The following is a 2,660-nucleotide window of genomic DNA, read 5'->3' as shown; positions in this document are numbered from 1 at the left end:
GGCGACGGGTTCGGTGTTTTCAGCGGTGTCTGCGGCGACAGGGGTCTCTTCGACGGCGGGGCGGCGCAGCGCGGCACCGATGGCCAGCCAGTGGTCGCTCAGATCGGTGTCGGCGGGCAGGCGCGAGGTGTCCAGCTTGTCGGCCATCTTGGCCACCAGCACCGGCACATRAAGCAGTTCACGAGCGAAGTCGGCCAGGCCTTCGGCGCCAGCGCCAGGCAGCACGTCGAGCCGCTCGACAGCCACTTGGCTGAAGACGCGATCGAAGTTGTCGAGCGTGCGCTGCAGCTCTAGGCCCGCACGTTCCATCGCCTGTTGGCGGGTGTGTTCGTCGGTGTCGGCCAGCTGTGCGCGGGTCACCTCGACCTGGCGCGACAGCAGCAGCGCGCCGGCCACGGTGATGACCAGCGTCGCGTGGGTCTCGCCCAGATGCAGCAACGCGTGGCCGCGGTTCGGGCTGGCCAGCAGCGCGCTCAGGTTGCGCAGCGCGGTCTCGGCCACGTCAATCGCCTGCCATTGCCAGCCGGCGTCTTCGCCGCCGCGGCGCAAGGCCAGGCGGGCGGTGGCCGGCGCGGCCACGGCGAGCAAGGTGCGCTGGTTGCGCGCGCCGGCTTGCAGCGGCATCGCCAGCAGGTCGATGGCAGCGCCATCGACGGGGAATTCGACCTGGTCCTTCAGCCGCCAGCGCAGCGCGTCGCGCCACTCTTCGGGCGGCATCTCGGGCGCTTCAGTCTGCAGCAACTGGTACTGGCCACGTTCGAGCAGTGCCACGCTGGCCCAGCGGCCACGCGGCAAGGCTCGCCGGGCTCGGCGCAGCACAGCGCCCGACGCACGGGCAGCCTCGCTGTGCAACCAGCGCACGACAGGGCGTTCGCCGGCTTCAACCAGCGCCAAGCGCAGGCCGGCCGCTTGCGGTACGCAGGCGATCCAACCGGCAGCAACAGGACGACGAATTGAGATGGTAGGCACAGTGGGTCTGTTAATCGTTCACCGCCAATGGTGGGCGTTTTGACCCGATGCCAGTCGCTCGAAAAGCGCCTACAAATGCAGCCATAAGGCGCCTGAGCCGGCTCATTACTGCAGGAATGCCGATTGCTCTGCGCGCCCCGATGCTGTCGCCGCCGTGGGCCGTACGCCCGCAGACCCATCAGCGGTGAGTTTTACCCGGGTACTATTGACTCTGTTATTTGATCCGGGTAAAAATTGACGCCATCTTGATGCCGACAGGCTCGCCATGACCACCGCCGATACGCCGCCGTCCTTCACCGTCTTCAATGGGGCCTTCCGGATCGCCCAAKGGCCTTTGCAGGTCGTGGTGCTGCGGGCGAAGCGCGCGCTGGACAGCGGTGCCGCCGGCCCGGTGCTGGTCTTCGATGACCAGAGCGGAAGCTGCATCGACATCGACACGCGCGGTTCGGACGATGAGGTGGTCGCGCGGCTGACTGCCCGCCTGGGCTTGACGGCTGCGCAAGCGGCGCTGGCGGACGCTGACGAGCTGATCAGTGAACCTCGTGGCCGAGGGCGGCCGAAGCTGGGTGTGGTGGCGCGCGAAGTGACCCTGCTGCCACGGCATTGGGCCTGGTTGGGGGCCCAGCCGGGCGGTGCCTCGGTGGCGCTGCGCAAGCTGGTCGACGAGGCGCGGCGCGTGCATGGCGACAAGGACAGGCAACGCCAGGCGCAGGAGCGCGCCTACCACTTCATGCTGGCCGTCGCCGGTGACTTGCCGGGTTATGAGGAAGCCACCCGCGCTCTGTTTGCCAATGACCGCGCGCGCTTCATTGACATGGTGGCCGATTGGCCCGGCGACCTGGGCGAGCACGCGACCACGCTGGCGTTCGGCGACGACGTTTGAGCGTTCGTGGCCTTCGCTTCGAACCGCGCCAGTCCGGTCGTTGAGAACACCCTACAGCGGCAGTCGAGAACGCCCTCTAGATGCCGCTGACTTTGGCTGGTAGCAGGTCGTCGGGTGCATGGAGCAGCCCGAGAATTGCGTCACGCCGCGAGGTTCGTTTTGGCCGCACCAAGGGTAGCTGCTAAACCCGAACTCGTTTCAAGTCGATACCGTGGCTGTCATCCAGACAAAGGCACACCCGTACGAAAGTCGGGGTCGCAAAGCTTCCGGTCTACGGCCCTAACGGGTTAGGACAGCGGGGTTGCCAACGAGACGGGCTCGCCCTCTAGGCGAGACCCTGCGCGCTGCTGCACATGCTGCGGCGCGGCGGCATCCCTTGCGCAAGCGGTACGCCACGCGATCCCTCCCGACGTCCGGGGGTCCAAGCCTCAAGTTGGACAACTCCAGGGAGTCGCGCATGGGTAGCTTCACACGCTTCGTCGTATTGATCGAGTCCCGCATGCTTCGAGCTTTGCTCGTCGCGTTGGCCGGGTTTGGCCTCCTCACCGCGTTGTGGGGGCCGCCATTGGCGCAGGGTGCGCAGGGCGATGCTTCGCGCAAGTTCGCGGCGGATCTGCGAGATGCACTGCAGACGCCATCTGCGCCCAGGCACAGCTGGGTGCGCGACCAGAACGGGGCGCGCTACGTGCGGGCCCTGGTGGTCAGCAACTCCACCGATCCGGAACTGACGGACCTGCGGGCGCACGTGCTGGCGGTGGGTGGTTCGGTCTACTACCGCTATCGGTCGGTCAGCGCACTGTCGGTGCTG

The 2,660-nt window shown here is 67.2% G+C and carries 3 protein-coding genes and 1 riboswitch; of the genes, 2 read left to right on the top strand and 1 reads right to left on the bottom strand.

Annotated features, from left to right (window positions below; translation table 11 throughout):
• The coding region (locus AC1DYI_RS32125; RefSeq protein WP_477208168.1) for a hypothetical protein at positions 1-969 on the bottom strand (969 nt) is incomplete at its 3' end.
• Positions 970-1,234: 265 nt separating this feature from the next.
• Here AC1DYI_RS32125 and AC1DYI_RS32120 point away from each other — a divergent pair.
• Positions 1,235-1,852 carry a DUF2239 family protein gene (locus AC1DYI_RS32120; protein WP_477208167.1) on the top strand — a complete coding sequence of 206 codons (618 nt, stop codon included), beginning with the start codon at positions 1,235-1,237 and terminating at the stop codon, positions 1,850-1,852.
• Between the two features lie 221 nt (positions 1,853-2,073).
• A riboswitch (cyclic di-GMP riboswitch) is annotated at positions 2,074-2,161 on the top strand.
• 148 nt (positions 2,162-2,309) lie between these two features.
• A partial coding sequence (locus tag AC1DYI_RS32115; RefSeq protein ID WP_477208166.1) for a hypothetical protein occupies positions 2,310-2,660 on the top strand: 351 nt, incomplete at its 3' end.

The sequence above is a fragment of the Ideonella sp. P3_A4 genome (genome assembly GCF_056403075.1).
Note: the sequence above shows the minus strand (reverse complement) of the source record. Positions and strands in the feature narration are given on the sequence as shown.